Raw genomic sequence first — 7,479 nt, forward strand, 5'->3', positions numbered from 1 at the left:
GTTTCGCTTCCGGTTTCGCTTCCGGTTTCGCTTCCGGTTTCGCTTCCGGTTTCGCTTCCGGTTTCGCTTCCGGTTTCGCTTCCGGTTTCGCTTCCGGTTTCGCTTCCGGTTTCGCTTCCGGCCTAGCTTCCGCCTTCACCTCTGGCGCAGGCTCAGGCTTTACTTCAGAGCGCATTTCAGCGCTCGTTTCCGGCTTGATTTCCGGCTTGATTTCCGGCTGGCTTTGCACCACTTCCGGTCCGACTGCGAGTGGCTCCGGCTGAATTGCCGGCTTGGTGTCAGCATCAACTGATGGATGCTTGGGATCGCTTGGCTTTGATTCAGGCATATTGTCAGAAGTAAGAAATGAAGTGGCAGATGAGGTGGCCGCCAGCGTGTCCGCAGCGAGTAAAAAAGTGCGGTGGCGATTGATTTTGCTAAAAAACTCTGGCCCAAGTATAGGCTGGCTCTCGCCGGTTACGCGTTGTTTTCAATATCAGTTTTCAATCACTTCATTTTAAATCGTTATTTGTCGGCATTTTTCACCCTTCAGCTGTGATCTGCGCGCTTCTCACCGACCCACCCTACAAGATGCGAACCAACACGAACAGCACTGTCGACAGCAGCACCGTTGAAGCAAACGGCAGCGAGAATTTCTTGCCGAACAGCGTGAAGCGCAGGTCGCCGGGCAGCCGCCCTAGACCGAGTTTTTCGAACCACGGCAAGGCGCTGGAAAAGACAATCACAAAGATGAAGATAACCAGCATCCAGCGGATCATACGAGACTTTCAGAGAGTGCAGACAGCATCGGCGAGCTCATAAGCGGTGACTACGGTCATGCCGGGAAAAGCGTTCGGGCAATTGTGCGCCGGTGCCGACGGCCAGCACCTTGAACAACTCGCCCATTTCAGCCGGCGACACCAATTTTTGCATGGCATTGGCTTGCGGCAGATATTGGCGGGCGTTTTCCGGCGGCGTCCGCAGCAATAGTTTGCCGATCCCGGCCTCCAACAGGAAAGCTGCCTGGCTGGTGTAGCCCAGCAGATCCAGGCCGCTATCCAGCGCGGCCACCGCCATCGCGGTGAAATCGACATGGGCGGTGACGTCCTGCAAACCCGGCAAATAAAACGGATCGGGATGGGCGTGGTGGCGGTAATGGCACATCAGCGTGCCTTGGTCGCGCTGCTGCAAATAATATTCTGCGGCCGGAAAACCGTAATCAAAGAAAATGGCGACACTGCCTTGTCCGGCTTTCAGCATCGCGCCGAGCGAACGCATGAAGCCGATGGCGACCGGATGCACTTCCGTCAGGTGGCCCAGCGTGAGCGATTCGGCATCGGGAATTTGGGCGATCAGCAGCGGATCGGCTGGACGATCGAGATAGATAAACTGGCCGTCATCACCAGCCGCCCTGGGCTCGGTGAGACCGACGCCGCGCTGCAGCCAGCCGTCGGCACCACGCACCACCAGTTCCACCGGCATCGCATCCAGCACTTCGTTACCGAGCACGACACCGGAAAAAGCGTCAGGCAGACGATCTAGCCACTTTACTTGCGGGAAGGCGCGCAATTTATGCTGTTGGCGCGCACATAATTCGGCTGATAGCTCAACAATGTAATATGCCTGTGGCATGCGCGCCGGATGGGCGGCAGTGGTCAGTTCGGTAAGAATATCGAGCGCCAGCTGGCCGCTACCGGCGCCGAATTCAAGGATTTGCGGTTGCAGCGCGGGCGTCGAATCGAGTAATTCTGTTGCCAAATGCGCCAATGTCGCACCAAAAAGCGGCGTAATCTCGGGCGCGGTTGTAAAATCACCGTCTTTGCCCAATTTTTCCGCACCGCCGCTGTAATAACCGAGATCCGGCGCGTAAAGCAGGAGTTCCATGTAACGTGCGAACGAAATCCAGCCATCTTGTCGGCGGATTTCGGTAGCGATCAGATTGTGCAGCTGGCGCGATGCGCGCTGCGCTTCGACAGAAGCTTCGGGTAATTGCAGTTGCATGGCGCTATTGTAGGAGATAACGCCGCGATGCAAACAATCGATGATAATGAAAACTTGCGGAAAAACGCCCGATGGCGAGCGCGACGCCATGGAACGGAAGAACAGCAGCACAATAGCGGAACAACAACAGTACTCCAACCAAATAGCTCCGGAATGTGTCCGGCCTGATAGCGATAACCAATTGACAAGCATGCGTACTACAACAAACCCCGCCAATAAAGTTGCCCTTGTCACCGATGCTGCCAGCGTGGTCGGCACGGCGATTGCGCTGGCGTTGGCGCGACAGGGCTGGCGTCTGGCGCTGCATTACCAAGACTCCAGCGAGCCGCCGGCCTTATCGGAGTTGTTGCGGGAATGCCAGGCCGCCGGGGCGCAAACCATCGCCGTTCGTTGCGCGTTGGATGACACAACGGCGCTTGCCGCGCTGCTGCCGAGTATCGCGACGGCGCTCGGCGACGTCACTTGCATCATCAACAACCCGAGCCATATCGAAAACGATAGCGCGGCGACTTTTTCCAGCGCCGGCCTGATGCGCCACATGCAAAACAATCTTGCCGCGCCCTTATTGCTGGCGCAGGCGCTGCATGCGGCTCTGGCCAACATCGACGGTGCGCAAGGCGTTGTCATTAACCTGCTCGACCATAAACTGTTTAATCCTCAGCCAGACTTTTTATCCTATACGCTATCGAAGGCGGCGTTGCATAGCGCCACCACCTTGCTGGCGCAGGCTTTGGCGCCAAAGGTTCGGGTGCTTGGCGTGGCGCCGGCACTGAGCATTGCCGCCGCACCTGACGCAACGCTGGCGTTGCAACCGACCAATCCGGCGACACTGGAGGACATTGCGGCGACGGTCTGCTTTATCGCTGCCGCCTCGGCCATTACCGGCAGCACGCTGCTGGTCGATGGCGGCCAACATTTATCTCCTCAGACTCGTGGCGTCGCTGTCGCGGCCGCTGGCGCTACCCCTGATCACCCGCTCCACCCTCACTGAAAAAATCATGCTCTCCGCACTCATCCATCCTGACCTTGGCGATTGCCGCCGCCTGTTCCTGCGCGACTATGAAGTGCAGATCAATATCGGCGTCTACGAATCTGAAAAACAAGGCCCGCAACGTGCGCTGATCAATGTCGACCTGTTTGTGCCGCTGGCTTTGTCGACCCCCACCAAAGACCATGTGGACGACGTGCTGGATTACAATTTCATGCGCAATACCGTGGCAAAGCGCATGGCGCAAGGGCATATCCACCTGCAGGAGACGCTATGCGACGACATCGCCACTGCGCTGCTGGCGCATCCGCGTGTGCGCGCGGTGCGGGTCTCATCGGAAAAGCCGGATGCCTATCCCGATTGCCACTCGGTTGGCGTCGAAGTGTTCCACATCAAGCCGAAGGCCTGAGCCGACAACTATTGAATGAAGAATCGCCATGAATGACTTATCGATGCAGGAAGTACGTATGGAAGACCCCCAATTGATGCAAGCCCCCTTGGGAGATGCCGATGCCGCCGCTGTGACGGCTTTCGCCAGCCACAAGCAGATGGAAAAGATCGCCCACGAAAACAATAAGCTGCACAAGCGGCTGTGCCGCCAGGTGGGCCAGGCGATCGGCGATTTCAACATGATCGAGGATGGCGACAAGGTGATGGTGTGCCTGTCAGGCGGCAAGGATAGTTATGCGCTGCTGGATATCCTGATGACGCTGCGCGAGCGGGCGTCGATCAAGTTCGATATCGTCGCGGTCAACCTGGATCAGAAGCAGCCGAATTTCCCCGAGCATATCCTGCCGGCCTACCTCGAAAAACTTGGGGTTGCCTACCATATCGAAAATGAGGATACCTACAGCATCGTCAAACGCCTGATCCCGGAAGGCAAGACCACTTGCTCGCTGTGTTCGCGGCTGCGGCGCGGCATCCTGTATCGCGTTGCCACCGAACTGGGCGCGACCAAGGTGGCGCTCGGCCATCATCGGGACGACATCATGGAAACCTTTTTCCTGAACATGTTCTTCGGCGGCAAACTGAAGAGCATGCCAGCCAAGCTGCAATCAGACGACGGTAAGCAGATCGTTATCCGGCCGCTCGCTTACGTCAAGGAGGCCGACCTGATCCGCTACGCCGAGGTCAAGCAGTTTCCGATCATTCCTTGCGATCTGTGCGGCAGCCAGGAAAACCTGCAACGCAAGCAGATCAAGGGCATGCTGCGCGACTGGGAAAAGAAATTTCCCGGACGCGTCGAAAACATCTTCTCTTCGCTGGCGACGGTAGCGCCATCGCACCTGATGGACCGTAACCTGTTCGGCTTTACCGGGTTGAAGGCAACCGGGATTGCCGATCCAAACGGCGATATCGCGTTTGACGACGAGCCCTGCTCGACGCCGACCGGCATGACGGCAGCGGGAATCATCCCGCTGCGCCCGCTCGATTAACCCGCTAAATGCCAACGCATGCGGGACGCCCTTGCCAGGGCCCCTGCATCGGCTGCGGCGCCGCTCTGCACCGCGCCGCCGGTGCGAGTTAATTCGGCATCCAGCCCGCCATCCGGAATATATAATCAAGACACACGGCCAGGTTACACGACCATCGCGACATGCGGCCTCGATCATGTCGCGAGCGGTTGACACGGTTTGATGCAAGATTGTCGGTCACGAACCGACATAAGTAGCATAAGAAAAACCAGCAGAATAACCAGGAGAAGGTCAGATGGCATCTTCGTACTATGTCCTCAGAAAATCGACCGATGGGCAGTTCTACTTCGTCCTGCGTGCGCCCAGCGGCGACGTGGTGCTGCACAGTGAAATGTATGTCGCCAAAGCGTCGGCAGAGAATGGCATCGCCTCGGTTCAGAACAATTGCACCCAGGATGACCGCTACAGCCGTAATCAGGCCTCCAACGGCAAGTTCTATTTCAACCTGAAAGCCGCCAACCATCAGGTCATCGGCAGCAGCCAGATGTACTCCACCACCAGCGCCCGCGATGCCGGTATTGACGCTGTCAAAAAAAACGGCCCCAGCACGAACATCAAGGACGAGGCCTGACGCTGCCGATGGATGTGGTTTTTGCGAACGCCTGCAAGTGCCATCAAGCTGCGCCACGCGCGGGGTTTCCGGCGGGGTTTCCGGCACTGTCCGGGGCGGCCTCATAACCCCGATGCAGCCAGTTTGCGCGAGGTTACGCAACCTTGCGCATGATAAAATTTTGCGCCTTTTTTTAAAATTCAACCATGAACATTGTCATTCTCGCCGCCGGCATGGGCAAACGCATGCAGTCTGCACTGCCCAAAGTGTTGCACCCGCTGGCAGGCAAGCCGCTACTGTCGCATGTCATCGATGCCGCCCGCGCTTTATCGCCGACCACGCTGTGCATCATCTACGGTCATGGCGGCGACGCCGTGCCAAGTTCTCTGACGGCTAGCGATCTGCTGTTTGCCAAACAAGAACCGCAACTCGGCACCGGCCACGCGGTAGCGCAAGCGGCAGCGCATCTGGACGACAGCGTGCCGACGCTGGTGCTGTACGGCGACGTGCCGCTGATCGCCAGCAGCACGCTGCGCCGACTGGTCGACAGCGCCGGCGCCGATCAGCTGGCAGTTCTGACCGTCACGCTGCCGGACCCGGCTGGCTACGGTCGCATCGTCCGCGAACACAGTCAGATCGTCAGCATCGTCGAACAAAAAGATGCCAACGCCGAGCAACGGGCGATCACCGAATGCAACACCGGCATCATGGTGGCGCCGACCGTACAGTTAAAGAAATGGCTGGCCGGCCTCTCCAACAACAATGCACAGGGCGAGTATTACCTGACCGATATCGTCGCCAGCGCTGTCGCTGACGGCACGCCGGTGGTATCTGCACAACCGGATGCGGTGGCGGAAACCCTGGGCGTCAACAGCAAGGTGCAACTGGCGGAACTGGAGCGCATCCATCAGCGCAACATCGCCGAACGCCTGCTGGAACAGGGCGTGACCTTGCTCGACCCGGCGCGCATCGATGTGCGCGGCAAATTGCAGTGCGGGCGCGATGTCAGCATTGATATCGGCTGTGTGTTTGAAGGTGAAGTGAGCATTGAAGACGGTGCTGTAATCGGCGCCAATTGCGTGATCAAGAATGCGCGCATCGGCCGCAACGCCAACATCAAGCCGTTCTGCCATATTGACGACGCAGTGGTCGGCGCGGCTTCGCAAATCGGCCCTTACGCCAGACTGCGGCCCGGCACTGAACTGGGCGAAGATGTCCATATCGGCAATTTCGTCGAGGTGAAGAACAGCCAGATCGCCGCCCACAGCAAGGCCAATCATCTGGCTTATGTTGGCGATGCGACGATTGGATCGCGCGTGAATATCGGCGCCGGCACCATCACCTGCAATTACGACGGCGTCAATAAATTCCGCACAGTGATTGAGGACGATGCCTTTATCGGTAGCGACAGCCACTTGATAGCGCCAGTACGGGTCGGCCAGGGCGCAACGCTAGGAGCCGGTACGACGCTGACCAAGGATGCGCCGGCAGGCAAGCTGACGGTCTCGCGCGCCAGGCAGATCACGGTTGATGACTGGGAACGGCCGGTGAAAATCAAGAAGTAAGATTTAAAAACGAAATTTAAAAGCGAGTTTTAAAAACAAGATTTAAAAACAAAAGCAAAAAATAAGAGCCAAAAAGCGGCGCAACGGAACCGTGAAAAATGGGCTCCCACGTTCGCCGCAATGGCGAGTGCGGGGAGTGCCGCGAGTGCGGCGAGCGCTCGCCGAACCGGGACCGTCGCGTGGCGTGGCGTGGCGTGGGTACATTTTTGTCCACGCCGCATTCACTCATCGCCCATCCGACGTTCCGCAGCGGCTTGGCTGCCCGCGCCACCGGCCAGGCGCGCTCCTTCACACGGCAATGCGGGTCTCGAATTTACTTCTGTAGATCGAAAAATACGTCCGCACATTACGCACATTCTTTTGCGCGGCAAACAACTGATGCGCCAACGCATGGTAGGCCGCCATGTCCACCGCCTGCACCACCAGCACAAAATCCGGCCCCGGCGAGACCCGGTAGCATTGCAGCAGTTGCGGCGCCTGCGCCACCAGCTCCTCGAATTCCTGCAAGCGCTCATCGGCCTGATTGTCGAGCGTCACTTCAACAATCGCGGCCAGGCCAGCGCCGATCTTATCGGGCGCGACGATGGCCACCTGGCGCAGAATCACGCCAGCGTCGGTCAGACGTTTGACGCGCCGCAGGCAAGTCGGCGCCGAAGCGTGCACCTGTTGCGCCAGTTGCTGATTGGTTTGCGAGGCATCGGCCTGCAAGGCATTCAAGATACGGCGGTCAAGCTCGCCCAGAACAATATCCATATGCAATATATTTCATCTTATAAAATACAAATGAAATAATATTTGAGCTTCCCTCGATTTTTCGTCTTCCAACAGGTGGCTTTTATGCCGCCTGTTTTTCCTGATGTTGCTCAGTGAGCCAGTCATCTAAATACTGGCAGGGTGAACGATAGCCAAGCGTCGAATGCT

8 protein-coding genes and 1 pseudogene are annotated in these 7,479 nt (G+C 57.8%); 5 read left to right on the plus strand and 4 right to left on the minus strand.

Annotation, left to right across the window (positions count from 1 at the left end; all coding sequences use genetic code 11):
- The 3 genes and pseudogenes from ACIQ0R_RS09680 to ACIQ0R_RS09690 form a co-directional block, all read right to left on the minus strand.
- A pseudogene (locus tag ACIQ0R_RS09680) lies at positions 1 to 328 on the minus strand (energy transducer TonB); the annotation flags it as partial.
- 235 nt (positions 329 to 563) lie between these two features.
- The gene (locus tag ACIQ0R_RS09685; RefSeq protein ID WP_395826601.1) at positions 564 to 758 is read right to left on the minus strand and encodes a DUF2905 domain-containing protein; all 195 of its coding nucleotides are present in this window, start codon (positions 756 to 758) and stop codon (positions 564 to 566) included.
- A gap of 37 nt (positions 759 to 795) precedes the next feature.
- Positions 796 to 1,980 carry a class I SAM-dependent methyltransferase gene (locus tag ACIQ0R_RS09690; protein WP_395826603.1) on the minus strand — a complete coding sequence of 395 codons (1,185 nt, stop codon included), beginning with the start codon at positions 1,978 to 1,980 and terminating at the stop codon, positions 796 to 798.
- 190 nt (positions 1,981 to 2,170) lie between these two features.
- Here ACIQ0R_RS09690 and ACIQ0R_RS09695 point away from each other — a divergent pair, with 190 nt between their 5' ends.
- The 5 genes from ACIQ0R_RS09695 (at position 2,171) to glmU (ending at position 6,558) form a co-directional block, all read left to right on the plus strand.
- Positions 2,171 to 2,971 (plus strand): SDR family NAD(P)-dependent oxidoreductase, encoded by an 801-nt coding sequence (locus ACIQ0R_RS09695; protein WP_395826605.1) that lies wholly within the window; start codon positions 2,171 to 2,173, stop codon positions 2,969 to 2,971.
- 7 nt (positions 2,972 to 2,978) lie between these two features.
- Positions 2,979 to 3,377, plus strand: coding sequence for a dihydroneopterin aldolase (locus tag ACIQ0R_RS09700; RefSeq protein ID WP_395826607.1), 399 nt, complete (start codon positions 2,979 to 2,981; stop codon positions 3,375 to 3,377).
- Positions 3,378 to 3,453: 76 nt separating this feature from the next.
- On the plus strand, positions 3,454 to 4,404 hold the full coding sequence (ttcA, locus tag ACIQ0R_RS09705) for a tRNA 2-thiocytidine(32) synthetase TtcA (RefSeq protein ID WP_395826616.1): 951 nt from the start codon (positions 3,454 to 3,456) through the stop codon (positions 4,402 to 4,404).
- Between the two features lie 274 nt (positions 4,405 to 4,678).
- Positions 4,679 to 5,014: a YegP family protein gene (locus tag ACIQ0R_RS09710; RefSeq protein ID WP_395826609.1), complete on the plus strand. Its 336-nt coding sequence runs from the start codon at positions 4,679 to 4,681 to the stop codon at positions 5,012 to 5,014.
- A 185-nt stretch (positions 5,015 to 5,199) separates the two neighbouring features.
- Positions 5,200 to 6,558, plus strand: coding sequence for a bifunctional UDP-N-acetylglucosamine diphosphorylase/glucosamine-1-phosphate N-acetyltransferase GlmU (glmU, locus tag ACIQ0R_RS09715; protein WP_395826612.1), 1,359 nt, complete (start codon positions 5,200 to 5,202; stop codon positions 6,556 to 6,558).
- Between the two features lie 288 nt (positions 6,559 to 6,846).
- On the opposite strand, the gene ACIQ0R_RS09720 is transcribed toward glmU, so the two are convergent.
- The gene (locus tag ACIQ0R_RS09720; RefSeq protein WP_395826614.1) at positions 6,847 to 7,311 is read right to left on the minus strand and encodes an Lrp/AsnC family transcriptional regulator; all 465 of its coding nucleotides are present in this window, start codon (positions 7,309 to 7,311) and stop codon (positions 6,847 to 6,849) included.
- Positions 7,312 to 7,479 lie beyond the last annotated feature (168 nt).

The organism is Collimonas sp. (assembly GCF_044339385.1).
Taxonomy (GTDB): Bacteria; Pseudomonadota; Gammaproteobacteria; order Burkholderiales; family Burkholderiaceae_D; genus Collimonas.

Coding starts and splice junctions, on each gene's coding strand:
- ACIQ0R_RS09685 (WP_395826601.1), bottom strand. CDS start 758: ATGATCCGCTGGATGCTGGTTATCTTCATCTTTGTGATTGTCTTTTCC.
- ACIQ0R_RS09690 (WP_395826603.1), bottom strand. CDS start 1,980: ATGCAACTGCAATTACCCGAAGCTTCTGTCGAAGCGCAGCGCGCATCG.
- ACIQ0R_RS09695 (WP_395826605.1), top strand. CDS start 2,171: ATGCGTACTACAACAAACCCCGCCAATAAAGTTGCCCTTGTCACCGAT.
- ACIQ0R_RS09700 (WP_395826607.1), top strand. CDS start 2,979: ATGCTCTCCGCACTCATCCATCCTGACCTTGGCGATTGCCGCCGCCTG.
- ttcA (WP_395826616.1), top strand. CDS start 3,454: ATGCAAGCCCCCTTGGGAGATGCCGATGCCGCCGCTGTGACGGCTTTC.
- ACIQ0R_RS09710 (WP_395826609.1), top strand. CDS start 4,679: ATGGCATCTTCGTACTATGTCCTCAGAAAATCGACCGATGGGCAGTTC.
- glmU (WP_395826612.1), top strand. CDS start 5,200: ATGAACATTGTCATTCTCGCCGCCGGCATGGGCAAACGCATGCAGTCT.
- ACIQ0R_RS09720 (WP_395826614.1), bottom strand. CDS start 7,311: ATGGATATTGTTCTGGGCGAGCTTGACCGCCGTATCTTGAATGCCTTG.